This window comes from Hanstruepera marina, from assembly GCF_019880635.1.
Taxonomy (GTDB): Bacteria; Bacteroidota; Bacteroidia; order Flavobacteriales; family Flavobacteriaceae; genus Hanstruepera; species Hanstruepera marina.
Genome location: NZ_JAINVX010000001.1, coordinates 1,030,397 through 1,053,923 on the forward strand (window position 1 = coordinate 1,030,397; position 23,527 = coordinate 1,053,923).

The window sequence follows — 23,527 nt, forward strand, 5'->3', positions numbered from 1 at the left end:
ATAAAAAAATAATTGTCAAATTATGCGGTAAGTTCTATATTTGCTCGTTTTTTAAAAAATTTGACACATAAAAATTAATAACAATGCAAAATAAAGGATTAGTAAAACTATTTGCAATTTTGTTCGGTTTGGTAAGTATTTATCAGCTGTCATTTACATTCAAGGCAAATAGTGTTGAAGAAACTGCTCAAGTGGTTTCAAATGGCGATGAAGTTAAAGAACGCAAGTATTTAGATTCTCTAGCAAACGAAGAAGTTTTTAATTTAGGAATCGCAAATTACACTTACAATGAAGTAAAGGAAAACGCCATGAATTTAGGTTTAGACCTAAAAGGTGGTGTTAGTGTTATTTTACAGGTTTCTGTAAAGGATATCTTGAAAGGTCTTGCAAACTACAGTAAAGACCCAGTATTTAATAAAGCTTTAGATGATGCTGAAGAAATACAAAAGAATAGTCAGAATACATTTTTAGAGGATTTTTATGTTGCGTTTGATAACATTAAAGGTGACACCAAATTAGCCTCGCCAGATATTTTCTATACTAGGGCGTTAGATGGTGAGATTGAAGGCTCAATGACAGACGATGAGGTTAAGCCAATTATCGAGAGAAAAATTGATGAGTCAATTGTTTCTGCTTTCGAGGTATTGCGTAAGCGTATTGATGAGTTTGGTGTAACATCACCAAGTATTCAGCGTTTAGGGAATTCTGGTCGTATTTTAGTAGAATTGCCAGGTGTAAAAGATAAAGAGCGTGCTATTAAGTTATTACAAAGTACGGCTCAATTAGAGTTCTGGGAAGTTTATAAGCGTGATTTATTTGGGCCATTTTTAGTTGAAGCTAACAACGTGTTAAAGGACATGCAAACTCCAGATAAAGAAGAGGTTGCTGAAGAAGAGCCTCAAGACTCTGAAGATGATGCTATTGAAGATCTTTTAGGGGCAGATCCAGATTCTACTGCAGTTGAGGTTAATCCGTTGCGTGATTTATTATTCCAGTCTCCAGATCCTGCTGCATTAGCAATAGTTAATATAAAAGACAAGGAACAAATAATGGAGTATTTGAATATGCCTCAAGTACGATCGTTATTGCCAGCGGAGCAGCGTTTTGTGAAGTTTGTGTTTGGAAAACCGGCTAAAGATAGTGAGGTAGTTGAGCTATATGCTTTAATTGGAAATCGTGACAACGTACCACCATTAAGTGGTGCTGTGGTTACAGATGCTCGTCAGGAGTATGATGCTGTTGGAAAGCCAAATGTGTCTATGCAGATGAATGCTAAAGGAGCAAAAATCTGGGAAGAAATGACAGGTAAAGCCTTTACCCAAGGTTCTCAAATTGCTATTGTTTTAGATAATGTTGTGTATTCTGCTCCAGGTGTAACTACAGGAGCTATTTCAGGAGGTAGCTCATCTATTTCAGGAAGCTTTACATTGAATGAAGCAACCGATTTAGCCAATGTATTACGTGCGGGTAAATTACCTGCTTCAGCAGATATTATTCAAGGAGAAGTTGTAGGTCCTTCGCTAGGACAAGAAGCTATTGATAGTGGTAAGATGTCATTTTTAATTGCTTTAGGTGTTGTTCTAGTTTGGATGTTTTTATACTATGGTAAAGGGGGCTTATTTGCTGATATTGCCATGTTATTCAATATCGTTTTAATCTTTGGTGTGCTATCAGGATTAGGGGCTGTTTTAACATTGCCAGGTATTGCCGGTATTGTATTGACAATAGGTATGTCGGTTGATGCGAATGTTCTTATTTTCGAACGTATACGCGAAGAGTTAGCAAAAGGTAAGGGCATGAAAGAATCTATTGCAGATGGATTTAGCAACGCCTTATCTTCTATTTTAGATGCCAACATTACAACAGGCTTAACGGCTCTGATATTATTTATATTTGGTACAGGACCAATTAAAGGTTTTGCAACAACATTATTAATAGGTATTGGTACATCGTTATTTACGGCTATTTTCATCACTAGATTGTTAGTGGATTGGTATGCTGAAAGAGGCGGAACTTTAGATTTCAGTACTGCTATTACCAAAAACCTGTTTAGAAATATTGATATCAATTTCCTTAAGAAAAGAAAAGCTGCCTACATTATTTCAGGAGCTTTAATTCTATTGAGTTTAGGGTCATTGTTTACAAATGGTTTAGACCAAGGTGTCGATTTTGTTGGAGGGCGTACTTACCAAGTGCGTTTTGCTCAAGATGTAAGTGCCAATGAAATTTCATCGGCCTTATCCAATGCTTTTGGAAGTGCAGAGGCAAAAACCTTTGGAAGTGCCAATCAATTAAAAATTACAACAAAGTATAAGGTAAACGAAACTGATAATGCTGTAGACGAGGAAATAAGAACTACGTTGTATAATGAGTTGCAGCCATATTTTGATGGTTTATCATACGAAGAGTTTATTAGTGATGATGATACTAAAACAATTGGTTTAATGAAATACTACAAAGTGAGCCCTACAATTGCCGACGATATTAAACAGGCTTCGTTTTGGGCCATTTTAGGGTCATTAATTGTTGTATTCCTATACATCTTATTCCGATTTAAAAGATGGCAATTCTCGTTAGGAGCCGTTGCTGCGGTTTTCCATGATGTATTAATTGTATTGGGTGTGTTCTCGTTAACTTATAAGTACATGCCATTTAGTATGGAAATAGATCAAGCGTTTATAGCTGCAATACTTACAGTTATTGGTTATTCGTTGAACGATACGGTTGTTGTGTTCGATAGAATTCGTGAATTCTTTAATGAACACTCATCATGGCCATTTAATAAGGTTATTAATTCGTCATTAAGCAGTACATTAAGTAGAACATTGAACACCTCGTTAACTACTTTGGTAGTGTTACTTTCAATCTTTGTATTTGGAGGTGATTCTATTAGAGGATTTATGTTTGCCTTAATTGTTGGTGTTATAGTTGGTACATACTCATCTATGTTTATCGCTACACCATTAATGTATGATTCAGTTAAGAAAGGCGATGCTAAAGAAGCTTTAAAACATAAAGTAAAAGAAGTTGAGGAAGAAGAACAGGTATAAGTCCTTTTTCCAATAACAATAAAAAAAGCCTTTTTGATCATTCAAAAAGGCTTTTTTTTATTAAAGTTCTATTTCTGTTTAATCTTTTGTGAAAGTCATTTTATCTCCAATTTCTAATTGCCATTGTTTAACTAAACCTGCATTGACTTCTAATACATATTTCGCAGCTGCGTTAGAAGGTAAAGAGCTTTCATCAAAAGGTTTTGCATTTTCTTGGAAACTAACCACAATTTTATCGGTGTCCAGATAAATTAAGTCCAATGGGATTTTAGTGTTCTTCATATAGAATGAACGTGGTCTTGAATTGGGGAAGATGAATAGCATGCCACGATTTGCCTTCATGGACTCACGGTACATTAAGCCGGTTTGCGTTTCATAATCATTATCGGCTATTTCGATATCTAATTCAGCAATAACAGAATCGTTAGCGGCTTTTATAAGTTGTAATTCGCCTTCTTTTTTAAAAGTAACCTTGGTTTGTTTAACAGATTTTTTTTCTTCTTTGCAAGACGTGGTTACTGTAAATATTAAGACACCAAAGGAAATACAAATGATTTTAAAATACTTACGAATCATTGAAATTATGATTTGATTTTAGGCTTGTAAATAAACATAAAGTAAAGTCCGATTAATATAAACGGAATGCTCAACATTTGACCTGTATTTAACCCCAACATGGTAATATACTCTTCGCCTTGTGGTTCTTTTACAAATTCTACAAAAAATCTAATGGTCCAAAGCATGACTAAAAAAGCGCCAAATAAAAACCCTGTTTGCTTACTTTTTTGTGTTTTTGTGTATATAAACCATAAGATTAGAAAGACAAAAATATAACAGAAAGACTCATATAATTGTGCAGGATGCCTATATGGAACCGCATCAAGTAAATGTTGAAATTGAGGATTGTTGGTAACGGCAGCATAGGCTTCTTTATAATCTTGTATACCAGTTTCTGCCACAATTTGACGTTTACCATAAAAATCCTGAATAAAACGGACACCCAAAGCAGAATCGGTTACCTTTCCTATAATTTCAGAATTAATAAAATTTCCAATTCTAATAAATACAGCGCCAGAAGCTACGGGAATGACTACACGGTCTAAAATCCACATAAGCGATTTATACTTGTATTTTCTTCTGTATAAATACATACCGATTATAATCCCAATGGCTGCACCGTGGCTAGCCAACCCTTGAAACCCTGTAAATTCGAATTCAGGGTTGAATCTAAAAGGCAAAAAGATGCTAAAAAAATCTTGAGATATTAATTCAGATTGATAAAATAAAACATGTCCAAGTCTTGCCCCAAGCATTGTGGCCAAAACGGTATAAATGAATAGCGGGTCTAAATATTCTATTTTTATTTTTTCTTTAGTAAAAATACGTTTCATGATGTACCATCCCAAAAGGAAGGCAACTATCCACATTACACTGTAGAAATGTAATTTAAAATTACCTGCTATATCAATGCCAGTAATGGGATTCCAATCGAATTTTAATAAATACATAGATTATTATTTAGCGAAGTAAATATATACAATTGAAAACGGAAACGAAAGTAATGGAATATAATGATATGTTATTTTTTATCAAGCTTTTCAGGAACAGGATCGTAACCGCTTCTTCCCCAAGGGTGGCAGCTAAAAATTCTTCTTAAAGCTAAACCTCCGCCTTTCCACAAGCCATGCTTTTCTAAAGCTTCTTTAGAATAATGCGAACAAGTTGGTTGAAACCGACAAGTGGCTGGTGTAAGTGGTGATATTAATGTTTGATAGACTTTAATTAAAAAAAGAAAAGGCGCAATTAAAATCTTTTTCATAATTAATTAATCGAAAACGTAGTGCCTTCTCGGCTATCGTTAAGTTGTATGCCTGCTTGAGCCAACTCATCACGAATTCTATCAGATAAAGCAAAGTCTCTGTTGGCACGAGCCTCTTGGCGCATTTTTATCAAAAGTTCAACAGCACCAGATAATTTGTCAGAATTGTTTTCGGTTTTTGAAATGTTTTCTAGACCTAAAATATCAAAAGCAAATGTAGTCATGGTTTTTTGCAACAACTCTAAATCTTCTGAAGTTATTGTTGCTTTGCCATCTTTTATCTGATTAATATATTTAACGCCTTCAAAGAGATTGGCAATCAATATAGGTGTGTTAAAATCATCATTCATAGCATCATAACATTTCTGTCTCCATGCTGAAACATCAATTGAGGATGATGAAGAGGCTTTTAAGTGATCTATTAAGTTTATGGCGTCAATCAATCTGTTAAACCCTTTTTCTGCAGCTAGTAAGCCATCGTTTGTTAAATCTAAAACACTTCTGTAGGCAGCTTGCATCATAAAGAAACGAATAACGCCAGGAGAAAAACCTTTGGACATGATATCATTTTCGCCAGAAAACAATTCAGCTGGATTAATATAATTGCCAGTTGATTTACTCATTCTGGAGCCGTTAAGTTCAAGCATATTGGCATGCATCCAATACTTAACTGGAGCTTGATTTTTTGCTGCTTGATTTTGTGCAATTTCACATTCGTGATGTGGAAATTTTAAGTCCATTCCGCCACCATGGATGTCAAATTGTTCGCCTAGATACTTGGTGCTCATGGCAGTACACTCTAAATGCCAACCTGGGAAACCATTGCTCCAAGGGGAAGGCCAACGCATAATATGGCTTGGTTCGGCTTTTTTCCAAAGGGCGAAATCTTGCGGATTTTTTTTATCACTTTGGCCGTCTAAAGTTCGTGTGTTGTGAATTAAGTCATCAAGTTTACGTTTGCTTAAAATACCATATTCATGTGACTCATTGTATTTGAGAACATCAAAATAAACAGAACCATTTACAACATAAGCAAAGCCATTGTCAATTATAGTTTGAATAAGCTCAATTTGCTCAATGATATGACCGGTTGCAGTAGGCTCAATGCTTGGTGGAAGGAAATTTAAGGTTTGTAGAACATTGTGAAAATCGACAGTATAGCGTTGAACAATTTCCATAGGTTCAATAGACTCTAATCGTGCTTTCTTTGTTATTTTATCCTCACCTACATCAGCATCATCTTCAAGATGTCCAGCATCAGTAATATTTCGAACGTAACGCACTTTATAACCCAAATGCTTAAGGTATCTGAAAATCATATCAAAAGACATAAAAGTTCTAACATTGCCTAAATGCACATTGCTATAAACCGTTGGGCCACAAACATACATGCCAACATAGCCATCAATTAATGGTTTAAATAGTTCTTTTTCACCACTTAAGGTGTTGTATATTTTTATGTCTTGTTGCTTGTACAATTCCATGTTGAAAGAATACTAATATATTAGAATTGTGTATCTAACTTTATATAATCTAAAAATTCGCGACGTGTTTCTTTTTCTTTGAATTTTCCACCAAATTCAGAAGTCACCGTACTACTTTCGGTATCTCTAATACCTCTTGAATTGACGCATAAGTGTTTGGCATCAATTACGCAGGCAACATCTTCGGTCTGCAAAACGTCTTGAAGTTCTTTTACAATTTGAATGGTTAACCGTTCTTGTACCTGAGGTCTTTTGGCATAATAGTCAACAATTCTATTCATTTTGGAAAGCCCGACAACAGTTCCATTGGAAATGTAAGCAACATGGGCTTTACCAACTATAGGCAGCAGATGATGTTCGCAAGTTGAGTAAACCGTAATGTTTTTTTCAACTAACATTTCACCATACTTGTATTTGTTCTCAAATGTAGATGCATTAGGCTTGCGTTTAGGGTCTAGCCCACCAAATAACTCCTTTACAAACATTTTGGCAACACGATTAGGTGTGCCGTTTAAACTGTCATCTGTTAAGTCGAGGCCAAGGGTCTCCATTATATGACGTACATCGTCTTTAATAATATCAATTTTTTCATCAGTGCTCAACGAAAACGCATCCTTTCTCAAAGGTGTGTCAGACGATGTGCCAATGTGGTCATTCCCTAATGCGTCCAAATCTTCAATGTTATTGTTAAATTTCATGAAATTGAAAATATATTAGTCTGCAAAGATACACAATTCCGTTTTTTTGCACATTGTATTAACAAACAATTAATTTCATCGATAAATTAGGGGGATTTTCCTGATTTTTTCTTAATTTTCACGCCTGATGTTAATATTGGATTAATAATCCTTTAACCCTTAAGTAAAATAGCCCTGAAAAAATATTTAAAGTTCTTGTTTATGAAAAAGATAGCAGTATTATTTCTTTTGTTTTCCGCATTTGTTATATCTAATTCTTGGGCGCAATTAAGCGCGATTGATGATGTTTTAGTTGGAAGGGCAAATAACCCGAATCCGTCTAATTCAAGTGGAGATAGGATTTATTTTAACGATTTATTTAATGGCACACCTATTACCGTGGCAACAATTGGTAATTTTACCATGACTGAAACCGTGCCAGACCCAACGGGCTTTACTACGTTGAATACAGCATTTGGTTTTGTTGGTATAGTGGCCAATACTCCTCCTGGATTATACTATATTACCTATGAAATTTGCGAAAATGCCAATCCAACTAATTGTGATACTGCTGTTATAGAAATTAGAGTTTTTGAGTCCACTACAAGTTCTGGTAGCGGATCTTTTGATTTAAATGTTACTTCTAGTGCAGGTTCAATAAATTGTAGTGGAGATGTTTGTATTACTAATGGTGGCTGTATTGATCAAGCAACAGGAACTATTCCACCAATTACTCTGTCAGCTACATATACTGAAGTAGGGGAAAGTAATACATATGGTGTGAGATCAATTCCATTTAACCCACCATTTAGTTTTGGAGATACTGCTGGAGACACTAATCTTAATGTAGATGATATTTGGAGTAGTGTTTTGAACTTTGCTTTCAATTTTGAGTTTTATCAAAATGATTATACCAGTTGTGTGTTGTCGACTAATGGAGCAGTTAGTTTTGATTTAAGTAACGCCAATACTTTCCATTATTGGACACCTGCTGCCGGTGCAACCATACCTAATAATACTGATGCTGCCTTGGGGGATGGAAATATTTTTGGTGCTGTTCATGATATTTTTCCCGGAGCGGGAGGAGTTGATCCGAATACATACAATATTACATTTGGAGTAAAGGGTACTGCCCCTTTCCGTGTGTTTGTATTTAGCTTTTTTAATCCACCACAATATGGATGTACTACATTAAGAACTTCACAAATGATTCTGTTTTATGAATCTACAAATGTTATAGAGACTTATATTTTCCAAAAACCAGTTTGCTCAACTTGGGCTGGCGGCCGTGCAGCTATAGGTATACAAAATGATGCTGGAACTCAAGGCATTGCGCCACCAGGTAGAAATACTGGTGTCTGGGATGTTTCGATTCCTGAAGCTTGGCAATTTTACCCGAATGGTACTCCAATCTATGATTTTGAATGGTTAGATGAAACAGGAGCAGTAATAGGGACAGATCCCACAAATTTAACGGTTACACCTAATACAACAACAACTTATATTGCCCAACTTACTTATACCGACGCTATAACAGGAGATGAATATGTGGCGGTTAGGCCTATTACTGTTGTGGTTCAGCCTACTCCTGTAATTACTTTAACCAGCAATAATTCTGTTTGCTCTGGCGGAGATGCCGAGTTTACAATAACAGGATCAGAAGGTGATGTTGTGGATTATAATGTTAATGGCGGAGCGACCCAACAAGTTACACTAGATGCCACAGGTGTTTTTGTGGTTACTATTCCGGGAATTACAGCAGATCAAACATTGAATTTAGAGAACGTTTATAATCCTAATTCAGGATGTAATGGTGCGTTAACACAATCAGAGACTGTTACAGTAAATAACTCTGGAAGTGCAACATTTACCTTAACGCCTACTTGTGATGGTGCGACAGCTACAATTACAGGAACATCAGGAGGAACGTTTGCTTTTAATCCTGTTCCAACAGATGGTGCGATTCTTGACGTAGATACAGGAACAATTACAAATGGTGTTCCAGGAACGCAGTACACTTTAGAATATACAATAACAGGAGCTTGTAGTGCAACATCTACTGAGGATGTTACAGTATTAGCAGCAGATGATGCTAGTTTTACAACCACACCAACATGTGACGGTGGAACAGTTACTATAACAGGAACTACAGGTGGTACATTTGCATTTAACCCTGTACCTCCAGATGGTGCTGTTATTGATACAACTACAGGTACAGTTACCGGAGGAGCCTCTGGAGCGACTTATACGATTGAATATACTACAATGGGATCATGTCCAGCTACAAGTACTCAAGATGTAACTGCTCTAACAACATCGGACCCATCTTTTACAACCACACCAACATGTGATGGCGGAACAGTTACTATAACAGGAGATACAGGAGGAACATTTGCTTTTAATCCAGCACCAACTGATACTGCAGTTATTGATCCTGCTACGGGAGAAGTTACTGGTGGAACTTCAGGAGCAACTTATACCATTGAATATACTATTTCTGGTGCATGTGGATCGAGTAGTACAGAAGACGTAACGGTGTTAACAACGGCTAATCCAGCCTTCACGACAACGGATACTTGTGATGGGGGAACAGTTACAATAACAGGAGATACAGGAGGAGTGTTTGCATTTAACCCTGTTCCAACGGATGGAGCAGTTATAGACACCACATCTGGAACGGTAACTAGTGGTGTTCCTGGTACAACTTACACTATAGAGTATACTATATCTGGTTCATGTGGTGCAAGTTCTACACAAGATATAACCGTATTGCCTAATGACGATGCGAGTTTTACTACTACGCCAACATGTGATGGTGGAACTGTTACTATTACTGGTACAGCAGGTGGAACCTTTGCCTTTAATCCAGTACCTACAGATGGTGCTGTAATAGATACTGCAACCGGAACAGTTACTCTAGGAACATCAGGAGTAACTTATACTATTGAATATACAACAACTGGCGTTTGTCCAGCTTCTTCAACACAAGATGTAACAGTTTTAACTACTGCTAATCCTGCATTTACAACCTCACCAACATGTGATGGTGGAACAGTAACTATAACAGGAGATACTGGTGGAGCATTTGCATTTAATCCAGTACCTACTGATATGGCAGTTATAGATCCGGTAACAGGTGAAATTACTAATGGAACTTCAGGAGCAACCTATACCATTGAATATACTATTTCTGGTTCCTGTGGTGCAAGTAGCACTGAAGATGTAACGGTGTATTCTCAAGAAGATCCTGCGTTTACGGTTTTAGAAAATTGTAACGGAGGAACAATGACCATAGTTGGAGATACGGGAGGTACTTTTGCATTTAACCCAGTGCCAACTGATGGAGCTACCATAGATTCAAATACAGGAGAAGTAACAGGTGGAACACCAAGTATGACTTATACAGTTCAATATACAACTGGTGGACCTTGTCCAGAATCAAGTTTTCAAAATGTAACTGTTTTACCAGCAGATGATGCGAGTTTTACAACAACGCCAACTTGCGATGGTGGTACAGTGACCATTATAGGAAATGTTGGTGGATCATTTGCATTTAATCCAGTCCCTACTGATGGTGCTCTAATTGATGTAGCATCGGGAGAAGTTACAAATGGAACTTCAGGAACAACATATACTATAGAATATACAACTGTTGGAGCATGTCCAGCAACAAGTACAGAAGATGTTACAGTTATTACAATTGATGACGCGTCGTTTACTGTCTCTCCAACTTGTGATGGTGGTATTGCAACTGTCACTGGTTTACCAGGCGGATCGTTTGCATTTAATCCAGTGCCAACAGATGGTGCTGTAATTGATACTGTGACAGGTGAAGTAACAGGAGGAACTCCAGGAGCTTCGTATACCATTGAGTATACAACAAATGGAACCTGTCCGAATACATCAACTGCAGCACTAAACGTACACCCATTACCAACTGTTGTGAATCCTACATCACTTGTGGTTTGTGATGATGCTACACCAGATGGAATGGTTGAAATGGACTTAACAGTTAAAAATGACGAAATTTCAGGAAATAATTCGAATTATAGCGTAACCTATCACAACTCATTGGTAGCTGCCCAAATGGGTACACCAGAAGTAATGCCTTCAGATACAGCTTATGTAGGAACAGATGGTGAAACGCTTTATGTCAGAGTAGAAGATAATACTACAGGATGTTACGATACTACAACTTTAACTCTAGAAGTTACTAATGGTCCTACTGTGGCTACTCCAACACCTTTGCGTGAATGTGATGTAGATAATGATGGTCTTGCGACTTTTGATTTGACTAGTGCTAGAGATGAAATTTTGGCTGTAGATCCTACTTTAGAAGTATCATTCCATTTAACACAACAAAATGCTTTAGATAATGTAAATCCTCAAGGTGACACACTGTCTAATGTTGCTGGTCAGATTATTTATATAAGAGTAAGTTTTGGTACAGGGGCTGATTGTCCAACGGTAGTTGAGTTGATGCTTATTGTTGAACCATCACCAGATGTTCCATCAAATATTGATCCTTATGCTTTGTGCGATGACGATGACGATGGTATAGTATCATTTAACTTGAATACTATGAATGATACTATTTTTGGTACTCAAAACCCGGCTGATTTTACACTTACTTATCATGAGACTTTAGCTGATGCTGAGGCTGTACCAGCAATGAATCCAATAGTTGAGCCTCAATTGTCAGACTATGTTTCGGGGAATACAACAATATATGTTCGTTTAGAAGGAAACAATGGATGTGTTACTGTTGGTCAATTCGATTTAGTTGTAAATCCATTGCCTGTTATACCAGCAGATGCTCAAGACAGTATTTATGAGATTTGTGATGATTCAAATGATAATGATGGTTTTGCAACATTTGATTTAACAACGCAAAATGATGACCTAACTGGAGGTAATGCTTCATTAGTTGTTGATTATTATGAAACGATGATGGATATTCCTAATAATCCAATTTCTGATTACACGGCTTATGATAATACTTCAGTTGGAGGTTTACCACATAATCCACAAACACTTTTTGTAACCGTTACTGAAACTACCAGTGGAAGCAGTTGTTATGCGCTTACAACATTAACGTTAGTGGTTAATACATTACCGACACCTAATGATGTGTTACCAGATTTAATAGAATGTGATGATAATGACCCTGGTAATTTGCAAGAAGAGTTTGATTTGACTCAAAATGAAGGTTTGATGCTTAATGATTTTGATGAGTCAGTTACTTATTATGAATCATTTGCTGATGCAGAATCTGGGGATAATGAAATTGCAACTCCAACAAATTACACTAATATTTCGACGCCACAAACCATTTATGTTAGAGTAACTAATACGGGTGACCCTGGAGATCCTAACGATGATGGAACAGGCTGTTATACTATTATCACTTTTGATTTAATAGTTAACCCTCTTCCTGTGTTTATACCAGATGATCAATATGTTATTTGTATAAATACAAACGGAACCGAAGTTGTTGGGCCTCCAACTATTGATACTGGTTTAAATCCTTCTGAATATACTTTTGAGTGGGTAGATCCTAATGGAACAATAGTAAGTATAGATTCTGTATACACCGCTACTCAATCGGGTACGTATACAGTTGAAATTACTAATATTGCTACAGGATGTTTTAATATCATACCAGTAGTTGTAGAAGAAAGCTCGCCTCCTGTTGTTAGTGCTGAAGTTGTCACTGAAGCATTTGCAGATAACAATGTGATTTCTGTAACAGCAACTGGTGAAGCATCAGCAATTTTTGAGTTTAGTATTGATAATGGTCCATGGGTGAGTAACGAGCCTAACGATAATACGTATACATTTACTAATGTATTATACGGGGAGCATGAAATTCAGGTTAGAGATATTAATGGGTGTGGAATAGCAAGTGATACAGTTTTTGTTATAGATTATCCTCTTTTCTTTACACCAAATAATGATGGAGATAATGATCTATGGCAAATTTCAGGTATTAATCCAGATGCCGTTATTAATATCTTTGATAGATATGGTAAGTTGTTAAAACAATTAAGTCCAAATAGCCCTGGATGGGATGGAACTTTAAATGGATATCCGTTGCCTACCAGTGATTATTGGTTTACGGTTGTTTACAAAGAGTCGCCAGATGATGAAGCAATGAAGGAATTTAAGGCTCACTTTACTTTAAAACGTTAAAGTAAGTAAGAGAAAATATAAGAAGACAAGTAATAAAAAAAGCCTGAACAATTTGTTCAGGCTTTTTTTATAAATATTGTTTTTGGTTAAAGATTAAAAACTACTGTCATTGTAAAATTGGAGATAGTTGTGTCTAAATTAGCACGATCAACCAAGCCAATAGTATAGAGTTGAGGATTGCTTTCGCGTTTAGATTGATCAAATGATAAATCCAATTTTACAACATTATTGAAATTGTAACCTAAACCTGTTGACCATGAATTTAAATCTCCAACAGTAATTTCATTTTTATAAGGGCTTTCTTCAAAACGATAGCCACCTCTTAAACTTAAACGATTTAATTTTATTTCTGCTCCAACTCTATAAACTGAAGCTGCTTTTAAATTTGTATTTATAATACTGTTTTGTTCAGAAAAATAAGTATCAGATTTTGGTTTAAATTTAGCATTACCATAGTCTTTTAAAGAGTAATCAAAACTAATCAGACCATAATTTCCAAATACATAAGCCAAGCTACCAGTAATTTTACCGGGTGTTTGTAACCGGTAAGTAGGATAGATGTTAACGATTAATGGATCTATAACTTGTGAAACATTTGAACCATTATCATCTCTAACCGTTCTTATATATTGTGTTGTTTCGTCAGAAATGTTCATCCAAGTTGGGGAGTTATAAGTAAATCCAGCACGTAAGCCATGAGTTACTTTTATAATTGTTCCTAGTTGAAATGAAAATCCTGAACCGATTGTATAAAGACTATTGCCAAAATTTACTTGACTAACATTGGACCCTTGGTTATTGTTAGTTTCAGATAAATACGTGTAACTGCTATAATTAACGAAATGAGAATTCAAGTTTAGGCCTATATATAAGCGGTTATTGTATTCTGCAGCAGCATTCATAGTAAACTTCCCGTTGTACCCTGAAGATGTATAATTATAATTTTGATTGTAATTTCCACCGCTAATATTTGAGGTGTAAATAGTATTGTCGTCATTAAAATCATCAGGTTCCAATATATAGGATTCATAACCTAAAAATGCCTGTTGATTCCCATAGCCGAATAAACTACCTATCTCTGAATAAGCTTGAGAATAGGTTTCACCCGGTAAAGCGGATATCTCATCTAATCTTAAACCATTAGCATATTCTAAAAAATAACGATCTATAGAGTTATTGGGGTTTACGCCATAAGCATACCAGTCATTGTCATAATCCTGAATCTGTTCATAGGAAGCTCCTATGGTAAATTTATTCCATTTTGAGTTTTGATTTCTATTGTTAAAAACAAAAGCTGCGCCAGATTGCCCTAAATCAATATTTGAAAATGAATTCCCAGAAAAATCATTATAATATTGGGTTTCATTTTTAACGTGTTTATTTGATAAAGACATAGAAATATGACTTGACGAAAAAACAGCCGAGCCAGCTGGGTTTACGCTAACAGCACTTATATCTCCTCCTAAAGCACCGAAAGCACCGCCTAAAGCTCTAAAACGAGCAGTTCCTTTAATTTCATCTTGAGAATAGCGTAAGGCGTCTGTTATGTCTTGAGCGTAGGTTGAAGACAAGCACAATGCGCTAATGATTGGAATCATTAATTTTTTCATAACAATTTTTTACTTGATTTAACTACAGATTAAATACCTCCTCTACCACCACCGCGACTAGAGCCACCTCCACCTCGTGAAAAACCACCACCTCCACTACTAGGTCTTGGTGAACTATAACTTCTGCTTGGAGCTGAAGATCTAGGTCTGGATGATGAGTTGTACTGCGATCTAGGTCTGGATGATGAGTTGGATCTTGGTTTGGAAGTTGTTCCGTTATAATTTGATCTAGGTCTAGGGGTAGAATTTGTATTCGTTCTTGTTCTGCCGCTTCTAGGTTTTACAGTAGAGTTTGAATTTGTTACCGAATTATTTGGTCGTCCTTCTGAAGTATACGTTCTAGTTCTTCCCGAAGTTGTATTGCGTCTAGTAGTTGTAGTATTTAAATATCGAGATCTACCTCCCGTATTTAAGTAATTACTATTATATGCTGTACGTGAATAACCATTCCTATACGACGATACACCTCTTCTTCCGTTTACATAAGAATAGCGGTATCCGTTAGAATAGTATGGTGTAGGATAATAACATCCATAATAAGGTGGGTAATATCCCCAGCCATAACCTGGGTAGCCCCAACCTGGACCCCAATAACCTGGATAACCCCAGCCCCAACCATAACTTGGATATCCCCAACCCCAACCAGCATTCCAACCCCAATAGTTGTTCCAGTATCCAGCATAGCCAAATCCAAATCCACTGTATACATTTATGGAAACGCTACCTGTTTCTTGTCCCCAGCCAGCATAATTATTGTAGTCGACTTGTAATGAATCGTTTTCTTCAGCATAATCACCTTCATATTCGTCAACATCAGTAAAGACTTCATCTTCAGTATAAATATCATATTCAGAAGCTTTCTCGCTAAAATAGTTCTTATAATAATTGCTGTTAGGGTTGTTTTGTTCTGAAGGCGTTTGTTCAACATCTACATAAGTCACAGTCTTATCTGGCGAGCCGTAAATGCCATCACTATCTTGAACAACTTGCTGACTGGATCCACATGAAGTTAAGATAAGCAATACACTAATTAATGTAAATGGCGCAAATTTTAGGCTTGGGTAGTTTTTAAATTGCATATCTTCTATATTTTATTGTTGAACATCACAAAAATAGTTAGTTTTGCTGAACTATTTTTTTATTTAACATAGTCACAATTTTTGTGCCAAAAGCCTGTATATGAGCAAAAAACTTACAAGTAGGGAAGAGGATTATTCTAAATGGTATAACGAATTAGTTGTAAAGGCTGACTTGGCCGAGAATTCAGCCGTTAGAGGATGCATGGTGATTAAGCCTTATGGTTTTGCGATTTGGGAGAAAATACAAGCAGAATTAGATCGAATGTTTAAAGAAACAGGACATCAGAATGCTTATTTTCCACTTTTTGTACCAAAAAGTTTATTTGAAGCGGAGGAGAAAAATGCTGAAGGATTTGCTAAAGAATGTGCGGTTGTTACGCATTATAGGTTGCAAAATGATCCTGATAATGCAGGTAAGTTACGTGTGGATCCTGAAGCTAGACTTGAAGAAGAGTTAGTGGTAAGGCCAACAAGCGAGGCCATTATTTGGAATACCTATAGAGGTTGGATCCAATCTTACAGAGATTTACCTATCCTAATCAACCAATGGGCAAATGTGGTACGTTGGGAGATGCGTACGCGTTTGTTTTTGAGAACAGCTGAATTTTTATGGCAAGAAGGGCATACAGCCCATGCTACTGAAATGGAAGCTATAAAAGAAGCTGAATTAATGAATAATGTTTATGCTGCTTTTGTTGAGAACTTTATGGCAATACCCGTAATTAAAGGTATAAAATCTGATAGTGAGCGTTTTGCTGGAGCAGTAGAAACCTATTGTATTGAAGCTTTGATGCAAGACGGCAAAGCACTACAGGCAGGAACATCACATTTTTTAGGTCAGAATTTTGCAAAAGCTTTTGATGTGAAGTTTACTTCAAAAGAGGGTAAACAAGATTATGTATGGGCAACATCTTGGGGTGTTTCAACGCGATTAATGGGTGCGCTTATTATGACTCATAGTGACGATCACGGATTGGTGTTGCCTCCAAATTTAGCGCCAAATCAGGTAGTAATTGTGCCAATTTATAAAAATGAAGAACAGTTAAATGAGATATCTAAACTTGCCAATGTTATTATTGATGAATTACGATCTAAAGGCATTACAATTAAGTTTGATGATCGCGATACGTTACGTCCAGGAGCAAAGTTTGCACAGCATGAATTACAAGGTGTGCCTTTAAGAATAGCCATTGGCCCTAAAGATTTAGAAAATGGAACAGTTGAATTGGCTCGTAGAGATACTTTGTCAAAAGAAATTGTAGCTATTGATAATCTGACAACAAAAGTTGTGGATTTAATGGATGATATTCAAAGTTCATTATATAAAAAGGCATTAGATTTTAGAGATTCGCACATCACTGAAGTTGATTCATACGACGATTTTAAGCTTGTAATTGAAGAAAAAGGTGGTTTTGTTTCTGCTCACTGGGATGGTACTGAAGAGACAGAAACCAGAATAAAAGAAGAAACTAAAGCTACTATTAGATGTATTCCTTTGGATGATAAAGTTGAACCTGGGGTTTGTCTTTATTCTGGGAAGCCTTCAAAACGTAGAGTATTGTTTGCAAAAGCCTACTAATTATTTTTTTAAAAAAAAGATGATTTAGTTGTTGCAACATTTAAAAATAGTTGTATTTTTGCATCCGCAATGGAAACATTGAGAGTTATTTGAAAAGTATTGCAAGTTTAGATTTTTAAATTTATATTTGCGCACTCAAAACCAAATGGCCCGTTCGTCTATCGGCTAGGACGCCAGGTTTTCATCCTGGTAAGAGGGGTTCGATTCCCCTACGGGCTACAATTTTTAATAAGAAAAGAAACAAATGGCAAATCATAAGTCAGCGTTAAAGAGAATTAGAAGTAACGAAGCAAAACGCTTAAGAAATAGATATAAGCACAAGACTACTCGTAATGCAATTAAGAAATTGCGTGACACTACGAATAAGAAAGAAGCTGAAGAATTATTGGTTTCTGTATCTTCTATGATTGATAAATTAGCGAAGAAAAATATTATTCATAATAATAAAGCGGCTAACCTTAAGTCTGGTTTAGCAAAGCATGTAGCTGCACTTTAATACAAGTATAGCTTTAAAGATATAAGTAAGCTTCTCATTAGAGAAGCTTTTTTTGTTTCCAGCGATAAAGTTTATTGTTGGTGTAAACATAAAAAAAAAGCCTTGATAACAATCAAGGCTTCCTTTTTTTATAATAATCAAAAGTTTTATCCATTCATAGAGATTAAAAACTCTTCATTGTTTCTGGTTTGTTTAAAACGCTCATTAATAAATTCCATGGCTTCAACGGGATTCATATCAGCTAAATACTTACGCATTACCCACATACGCTGAATAGTATTGTCGTCTAGCAATAAATCATCACGACGTGTGCTCGAAGAGGTTAAATCGATAGCAGGGAAAATTCTACGATTAGAAATCTTACGATCCAATTGCAATTCCATATTACCGGTTCCTTTAAATTCTTCAAAAATTACTTCGTCCATTTTAGAGCCAGTTTCAGTTAATGCAGTAGCAATTATGGTTAACGAACCGCCGTTCTCAATATTACGTGCTGCTCCAAAGAAACGTTTTGGTTTATGTAAAGCATTGGCATCTACACCACCTGATAATATTTTTCCAGATGCTGGTTGAACTGTATTATAAGCTCTGGCCAAACGGGTAATTGAATCTAATAAAATAACCACATCATGACCACATTCAACCAATCGTTTTGCTTTTTCTAGAACAATGTTGGCAATTTTCACATGTTCATGTGCTTCTTTATCAAAAGTTGAAGCAATAACCTCACCTCTAACATTACGTTGCATGTCGGTCACCTCTTCTGGGCGTTCATCAATTAATAAAATCATTTGATAAACTTCAGGATGGTTTGCTGCAATAGCATTGGCCACATCCTTAAGCAACATAGTTTTTCCTGTTTTAGGTTGCGAAACAATCATGCCACGTTGTCCTTTTCCAATAGGAGAGAACAAATCCATAATACGTGTAGATATTGTACTTTGGCGTTCAGCTATATTGAATTTTTCCTTTGGGAACAATGGTGTAAGATGTTCAAATGAAACACGATCTCTAACAACTTCTGGTTTCTGCCCATTTATTTTACTCACCTTAATTAAAGGGAAATATTTTTCTCCTTCTTTTGGAGGTCTTACATGGCCTAAAACCGTATCACCAGTTTTTAAACCAAATAAACGGATTTGCGATTGAGAAACGTAAATATCGTCAGGGGAAGACAGGTAATTATAATCTGAAGATCTTAAAAAGCCATAACCATCTTGCATGATGTCTAAAACACCTTCACTTTCAATAATAGCATCAAATTCAAAATCAGGTTCGCGGTAACGATTTCTATTGTCTTTATTTCCATTGTTGCCTTGCGAATTATTCTTGTTTTTAGTGTTGTCGCGCTTTTGACGATTTTGATTATTGTCTTTTTTCTTGTCGTCTTTTGTGTTGGTTTTATCAGTATCTTTTTTCTGATTGGTATGCTGCGGTGCTTTTTGTTGGCTTTTATCTTGAGTTGGTGATTCCTTTGCTTCAGGCTTATTGTCTGTACTTAAACTACTGTCCTGTTTTTGCTTTTGAATACGTTGTCTTGGACGTTTTTGGGCAGGTTTTTTATTGGTGTTGTCGCTTGGGTTATCAGAAGGTTTCTCGGCGGCTACAACTTCTTTTACAGCTTTAGGATTAGCTGCTTGATGATCTAGGATTTGATATACTAAATCTAATTTTTTTAATGAACGGTATTTAGAAACGTTCAGTTTTTTAGCAATTTCCTGTAATTCAGGAAGCTTCATTTCTTTTAATTGTGCTATTTCAAACATTGATGTTGAATTGAATGTTTTGATTAATTATTTTAAGTTGAATTATTCCGAAGAAAAATTGATCTTATTTTGAAGAATTAACAACTTACAACTGTGGCAGTTGTAAATCATTACTGCAATTATACAACTTTATTTTTATTTTTTTCGGCTAATTTTAAAAAAGAAACTATTATTTTTGTGCTCGATAAATTAAAAATGTAATGCTTCAAAGAATTCAAACCTTATACTTATTAATGGCTGCTGTGGTTTCAGTGGGATTAATTTATGTGTTTGAATTGTGGACTAACCCTGAAGGTGAGAAGATTTATGCCCATGATGTAAATTATGTTTTTGCTATTTTTTTAGTTTCAGCATTTTTTTCAATTTTATCAATATCTAGATTTAAAAACAGGAAGTCGCAATTTATGTTGGGACGACTGAATATAATATTAAACTTTATTTTACTAGGAGTATTTGTGTATCAATCTCTAAATTTATCTGGAGAAACAGTTGTTTCTGAGAAAGGTATTGGGATTTTTCTTCCTATTGTTTCTATCGTGTTTTTGGCGTTAGCCAATAAAGCCATTAAAAAGGACGAAGATCTCGTAAAATCTGTAGATAGATTACGATAAACCTATCATCTTAGTATATTAGTGCGTGAGCCCAAGGTGAAGATCTTGGGCTTTTTTATTTCTTAAATTCAATAACCTCCAAGTTTTCAATCTTTCTGCCATCTATAGTAAAACGCAACATAGTGCGCACTTTGTGAAACCCATGTTTGCCAGCAGCTCCAGGGTTCATGTGTAATAAGTTGAGTTTTTTGTCTGGTATGACTTTTAAAATATGAGAGTGACCCGAAATAAATAAGTGTGGCGGATTCTCTTTAATTTTTTCACGAATGCGTATGCTGTATTTATTGGGATAACCGCCTATGTGGGTTATCCAAACATCTACGCCTTCGCACATAAATCTGTTGTCTAATGGAAATTCACGACGCGCTTTTTCATCATCAATATTGCCGTAAACCGCTTTTAAAGGTTTTAAGTTTTTAATACTGTCTGTTACTTTTAAATTACCAATATCGCCAGCATGCCAGACTTCATCAGCTTGTTTTACATATTTTAAAATGGTATCATCAATATAACTGTGGGTATCAGAAAGCAGAAGGATTTTTTTCATGTTAGTTTCCAATTGAATAGGCAATCTATTTATATTAACGTTTTATTGAAATTTAAAGTTGGATAAAGTTTTATCTTTGCCTTTCACAAAAGTAGACTTTCTTGCGATATTTTTTAGAACTTTCATATAATGGTAAAGCTTATCACGGTTGGCAAAATCAGCCTAATGCTATTTCTGTACAGGAAGTTATAGAAAATGCCTTAAGTAAATTGTTGAATGCTGAAACTAAAATTGTTGGTGCCGGACGTACGGATGCTGGTGTGCATGCCAAACAAATGTTTGCACATTTTGATTCAAATGTTAGGATAGAAAGTGATCATTTAAAGTATAAGCTAAATGCTTTTTTGCCTCAGGATATAGCCATTCACAGCGTATTTGAAATGCATAAAGATGCGCATGCGCGATTTGATGCTGTTGGCCGAACCTATTTATATCGTGTGGCTATAGAGAAAGATGCATTTAATTTTGATTCGGCATACTTTATGAAAAAGCCTTTGGATATAGGTTTGATGAATCAAGCTGCAAAGGTACTATTGGGTCATAAAGATTTTCAATGCTTTTCTAAAACCCATACAGATGTAAAAACGTATTATTGTGATATAAAAAAGGCTAATTGGGAACAGGTAGGCAATGAACTGCATTTCACCATAAAAGCTGATAGGTTTTTACGTAATATGGTGCGCGCTATAGTTGGAACACTAATAAATGTTGGTTTAAATAAAATAACAGTTGAAGATTTAGAAACCATAATAGCTTCAAAAAATAGAAGTGAAGCTGGGTATTCAGTCCCAGCTCATGGTTTGTATCTTACTAAAATAGATTATCCCGAAACGATATAAATGACCGATAAAAAGAAAAATAAAATACTTGATACGCATCTGCTTAAGAAACTCATGCAGTTTATATCACCATATAAAAGTGTATTTGTTGGGGTTTTAATTGCAGTTATTTTGTTGGCTGTTTTAGGTGCTGCTAGACCATATATTTTACAACAAGCCATAGATAAAAATATTGCAACTAAAACATTTGAAGGCTTTTTGCCTTATATACTATTGATGGGTGGCATGTTATTGGCCGAGGTTATTTGCCAACTGCTTTTTATTTATTATGCTGGTTGGTTGGGGCAAACAGTAGTAAAGGATATACGCATTAAACTGTTCAACCACATGCTGGGCTTTAAAATGAAATATTTTAATAATTCTTCTGTTGGTGTTCTAATTACAAGGGCAGTAACAGATATGGAGCGTATAGCTGATATTTTCGGACAAGGTTTATTTATGATATTCCGTGACTTGCTTACTATGTTAGTTGTTTCTGGTGTCATGATTTACATGAATTGGGAATTGAGTATTATCGTGTTTTTGATGTTGCCATTGGTATTGTATGCCACACGCTTATTTCAAAAGTATATGAAAAAAGCTTTTGAAGAAGTGCGAACCGAAGTGTCCAATCTTAATTCTTTTGTTCAAGAGCGTGTTACTGGTATGAAGATTCTGCAATTATTTACAAGAGAAGATACCGAATACAAAAAATTTAAGGAAATAAATGAAAGACATAAACAGGGTTGGTTAAAGACTGTTTGGTATAACTCCATATTTTTTCCAATTGCTGAATTGTCATCATCGATAACCATTGGGCTTATTGCTTGGTATGGAGGTCTTAATACGGTTATAGATCAAACGGCATCATTAGGTGATTTAACAGCCTTTATTATGATGATACCAATGTTGTTTAGGCCATTGCGCCAAATCGCAGATAAGTTTAATACACTTCAAATGGGCATGGTGGCAGCAACACGTGTGTTTAAAGTATTGGAGACAACTTCGCAAATTGATGATACCGGAACTCAGGTTGCTACACATTTTAAAGGAGAAATAACATTTAGAGATGTACATTTTAGTTATGTTGAAAATGAAGAGGTTTTAAAAGGTGTGTCTTTAAATCTTAATGCAGGAGAAACAATAGCTATTGTTGGTGCAACAGGAGCAGGTAAGTCTACCATCATAAATTTACTAAATAGATTCTATGACATTAATAATGGTAGTATTTTAATTGATGATGTCAATATAAAGGATATGACATTGGCGTCATTGCGTAGTCAAATAGCAGTTGTACTTCAAGATGTTTTCCTTTTTGCTGATACTATTTTAAACAATATTACATTAAACAATCCTCATATTACGGAAGCAGAAGTGATTCAGGCCGCAAAAGATATCGGTATTCATGATTTTATCATGAGTTTACCCAATGGGTATCATTACAATGTAAAAGAGCGTGGTATTATGCTATCGTCAGGTCAGCGGCAATTAATTTCATTTTTAAGGGCTTATGTTACCAACCCAAGTATTTTGGTTTTGGACGAAGCGACATCTTCGGTTGATTCCTATTCTGAACAACTTATTCAAAATGCAACCGATAAAATCACAAAAGGCCGAACGTCAATTATTATAGCACATCGTTTAGCAACTGTAAAGAAAGCTGATAAAATTGTAGTTATGGATGCTGGACAAATAGTTGAAGAGGGTACGCATAATGAATTGCTGCAAAAAACTGACGGGTATTACAAAAACCTATATGAAGTGCAGTTTTTAAAAGAAGAGGAGGAAGTGGCCTAATA

16 protein-coding genes and 1 tRNA gene are annotated in these 23,527 nt (G+C 35.6%); 8 read left to right on the forward strand and 9 right to left on the reverse strand.

Features of this window, described 5'->3' with window-relative positions:
• Positions 1 to 83: 83 nt before the first annotated feature.
• Positions 84 to 3,050 carry a protein translocase subunit SecDF gene (gene secDF / locus K7G76_RS04850; RefSeq protein WP_223033054.1) on the forward strand — a complete coding sequence of 989 codons (2,967 nt, stop codon included), beginning with the start codon at positions 84 to 86 and terminating at the stop codon, positions 3,048 to 3,050.
• A gap of 78 nt (positions 3,051 to 3,128) precedes the next feature.
• Here the strand turns inward: secDF and K7G76_RS04855 are convergent, their stop codons facing one another.
• The 5 genes from K7G76_RS04855 to folE form a co-directional block, all read right to left on the reverse strand.
• The gene (locus K7G76_RS04855; protein ID WP_223033055.1) at positions 3,129 to 3,626 is read right to left on the reverse strand and encodes a DUF192 domain-containing protein; all 498 of its coding nucleotides are present in this window, start codon (positions 3,624 to 3,626) and stop codon (positions 3,129 to 3,131) included.
• Positions 3,627 to 3,631: 5 nt separating this feature from the next.
• Complete coding sequence (lgt, locus tag K7G76_RS04860; protein WP_223033056.1) at positions 3,632 to 4,558, reverse strand: prolipoprotein diacylglyceryl transferase; 927 nt, start codon at positions 4,556 to 4,558, stop codon at positions 3,632 to 3,634.
• Between the two features lie 71 nt (positions 4,559 to 4,629).
• Entirely contained in the window at positions 4,630 to 4,869 is a 240-nt protein-coding gene (gene yidD, locus K7G76_RS04865) for a membrane protein insertion efficiency factor YidD (RefSeq protein ID WP_223033057.1), read from the reverse strand.
• Positions 4,870 to 4,871: 2 nt separating this feature from the next.
• Entirely contained in the window at positions 4,872 to 6,353 is a 1,482-nt protein-coding gene (gene cysS, locus K7G76_RS04870; RefSeq protein ID WP_223033058.1) for a cysteine--tRNA ligase, read from the reverse strand.
• A 20-nt stretch (positions 6,354 to 6,373) separates the two neighbouring features.
• On the reverse strand, positions 6,374 to 7,051 hold the full coding sequence (folE, locus tag K7G76_RS04875) for a GTP cyclohydrolase I FolE (protein ID WP_223033059.1): 678 nt from the start codon (positions 7,049 to 7,051) through the stop codon (positions 6,374 to 6,376).
• Between the two features lie 201 nt (positions 7,052 to 7,252).
• Between folE and K7G76_RS04880 the strand changes: the two genes are divergently transcribed.
• Complete coding sequence (locus K7G76_RS04880) at positions 7,253 to 13,222, forward strand: T9SS type B sorting domain-containing protein (protein ID WP_223033060.1); 5,970 nt, start codon at positions 7,253 to 7,255, stop codon at positions 13,220 to 13,222.
• An 86-nt stretch (positions 13,223 to 13,308) separates the two neighbouring features.
• On the opposite strand, the gene K7G76_RS04885 is transcribed toward K7G76_RS04880, so the two are convergent.
• Positions 13,309 to 14,832, reverse strand: coding sequence for an OmpP1/FadL family transporter (locus tag K7G76_RS04885; protein WP_223033061.1), 1,524 nt, complete (start codon positions 14,830 to 14,832; stop codon positions 13,309 to 13,311).
• A gap of 29 nt (positions 14,833 to 14,861) precedes the next feature.
• Positions 14,862 to 15,911, reverse strand: coding sequence for a hypothetical protein (locus tag K7G76_RS04890; protein WP_223033062.1), 1,050 nt, complete (start codon positions 15,909 to 15,911; stop codon positions 14,862 to 14,864).
• Between the two features lie 100 nt (positions 15,912 to 16,011).
• Here K7G76_RS04890 and proS point away from each other — a divergent pair, with 100 nt between their 5' ends.
• From proS to rpsT, 3 genes are all read left to right on the forward strand, one after another.
• Entirely contained in the window at positions 16,012 to 17,490 is a 1,479-nt protein-coding gene (proS, locus tag K7G76_RS04895; protein WP_223033063.1) for a proline--tRNA ligase, read from the forward strand.
• A gap of 147 nt (positions 17,491 to 17,637) precedes the next feature.
• Positions 17,638 to 17,709: transfer RNA gene (locus tag K7G76_RS04900), tRNA-Glu, on the forward strand.
• 25 nt (positions 17,710 to 17,734) lie between these two features.
• Complete coding sequence (rpsT, locus tag K7G76_RS04905; protein WP_223033064.1) at positions 17,735 to 17,986, forward strand: 30S ribosomal protein S20; 252 nt, start codon at positions 17,735 to 17,737, stop codon at positions 17,984 to 17,986.
• A gap of 146 nt (positions 17,987 to 18,132) precedes the next feature.
• Here the strand turns inward: rpsT and rho are convergent, their stop codons facing one another.
• Complete coding sequence (gene rho, locus K7G76_RS04910; RefSeq protein WP_223033065.1) at positions 18,133 to 19,752, reverse strand: transcription termination factor Rho; 1,620 nt, start codon at positions 19,750 to 19,752, stop codon at positions 18,133 to 18,135.
• Between the two features lie 200 nt (positions 19,753 to 19,952).
• On the opposite strand from rho, the gene K7G76_RS04915 reads away from it, so the two are divergent.
• Positions 19,953 to 20,363, forward strand: a complete 411-nt coding sequence (locus K7G76_RS04915; RefSeq protein WP_223033066.1) for a DUF4293 domain-containing protein — start codon at positions 19,953 to 19,955, stop codon at positions 20,361 to 20,363.
• Positions 20,364 to 20,418: 55 nt separating this feature from the next.
• Here the strand turns inward: K7G76_RS04915 and K7G76_RS04920 are convergent, their stop codons facing one another.
• On the reverse strand, positions 20,419 to 20,910 hold the full coding sequence (locus tag K7G76_RS04920; protein ID WP_223033067.1) for a metallophosphoesterase family protein: 492 nt from the start codon (positions 20,908 to 20,910) through the stop codon (positions 20,419 to 20,421).
• Positions 20,911 to 21,011: 101 nt separating this feature from the next.
• Between K7G76_RS04920 and truA the strand changes: the two genes are divergently transcribed.
• A complete protein-coding gene (gene truA / locus K7G76_RS04925; protein ID WP_223033068.1) occupies positions 21,012 to 21,749 on the forward strand; it encodes a tRNA pseudouridine(38-40) synthase TruA in 738 nt (245 codons plus the stop codon).
• Complete coding sequence (locus tag K7G76_RS04930) at positions 21,750 to 23,525, forward strand: ABC transporter ATP-binding protein (protein WP_223033069.1); 1,776 nt, start codon at positions 21,750 to 21,752, stop codon at positions 23,523 to 23,525.
• The last annotated feature ends 2 nt before the right edge of the window (positions 23,526 to 23,527 follow it).

Bases quoted from the DNA above. Each gene is read 5' to 3' on its own strand.
- rpsT (WP_223033064.1), top strand. From the start codon at position 17,735: ATGGCAAATCATAAGTCAGCGTTAAAGAGAATTAGAAGTAACGAAGCA.
- K7G76_RS04930 (WP_223033069.1), top strand. From the start codon at position 21,750: ATGACCGATAAAAAGAAAAATAAAATACTTGATACGCATCTGCTTAAG.
- cysS (WP_223033058.1), bottom strand. From the start codon at position 6,353: ATGGAATTGTACAAGCAACAAGACATAAAAATATACAACACCTTAAGT.
- rho (WP_223033065.1), bottom strand. From the start codon at position 19,752: ATGTTTGAAATAGCACAATTAAAAGAAATGAAGCTTCCTGAATTACAG.
- K7G76_RS04915 (WP_223033066.1), top strand. From the start codon at position 19,953: ATGCTTCAAAGAATTCAAACCTTATACTTATTAATGGCTGCTGTGGTT.
- proS (WP_223033063.1), top strand. From the start codon at position 16,012: ATGAGCAAAAAACTTACAAGTAGGGAAGAGGATTATTCTAAATGGTAT.
- yidD (WP_223033057.1), bottom strand. From the start codon at position 4,869: ATGAAAAAGATTTTAATTGCGCCTTTTCTTTTTTTAATTAAAGTCTAT.
- K7G76_RS04855 (WP_223033055.1), bottom strand. From the start codon at position 3,626: ATGATTCGTAAGTATTTTAAAATCATTTGTATTTCCTTTGGTGTCTTA.
- K7G76_RS04880 (WP_223033060.1), top strand. From the start codon at position 7,253: ATGAAAAAGATAGCAGTATTATTTCTTTTGTTTTCCGCATTTGTTATA.
- folE (WP_223033059.1), bottom strand. From the start codon at position 7,051: ATGAAATTTAACAATAACATTGAAGATTTGGACGCATTAGGGAATGAC.
- K7G76_RS04885 (WP_223033061.1), bottom strand. From the start codon at position 14,832: ATGAAAAAATTAATGATTCCAATCATTAGCGCATTGTGCTTGTCTTCA.
- K7G76_RS04890 (WP_223033062.1), bottom strand. From the start codon at position 15,911: ATGCAATTTAAAAACTACCCAAGCCTAAAATTTGCGCCATTTACATTA.
- secDF (WP_223033054.1), top strand. From the start codon at position 84: ATGCAAAATAAAGGATTAGTAAAACTATTTGCAATTTTGTTCGGTTTG.
- lgt (WP_223033056.1), bottom strand. From the start codon at position 4,558: ATGTATTTATTAAAATTCGATTGGAATCCCATTACTGGCATTGATATA.
- K7G76_RS04920 (WP_223033067.1), bottom strand. From the start codon at position 20,910: ATGAAAAAAATCCTTCTGCTTTCTGATACCCACAGTTATATTGATGAT.